Source organism: Desulfurellaceae bacterium (assembly GCA_021296095.1).
Taxonomy (GTDB): domain Bacteria; phylum Desulfobacterota; class Binatia; order Bin18; family Bin18; genus JAAXHF01.
This window is the reverse complement of record JAGWBB010000095.1, coordinates 10,858-11,177: the sequence shown is the minus strand read 5'-3', so window position 1 is coordinate 11,177 and position 320 is coordinate 10,858. Positions and strand designations below refer to the sequence as shown.

Sequence of the window (320 nt, the reverse complement as noted above, 5' to 3'; positions counted from 1 at the left end):
AACACCACAAACTGCGAGATATTCAGCAGCACGACGTTGTCGGTCCAGATCGGCACGTGCCAGCCACCCAGAAACAGGGTCGTCATCACCGCCCCGATCACATACAAGGTCCCCCATTCGGCCAGGAAGAACAGGGCAAACCGCATCCCGCTGTATTCGGTCGCAAAGCCGGCCACCAGTTCGGATTCGGCCTCCGGAATGTCAAACGGGGTGCGGTTGGCCTCGGCCAGAGCCGACACATAGAAGATCAGGGCCGCGATAAAGGTGAACGGGTTATGAAACGCGTACCAGTCCCACGGAGCCCAGCCCTGCTGCTGGAT

At 59.7% G+C, this 320-nt stretch carries 1 protein-coding gene; it reads right to left on the bottom strand.

Features of this window, described 5'->3' with window-relative positions; translation table 11 throughout:
- Positions 1 to 320, bottom strand: a 320-nt coding sequence (locus J4F42_18460; GenBank protein MCE2487502.1) for an NADH-quinone oxidoreductase subunit H, incomplete at both ends; no start/stop codon positions are given.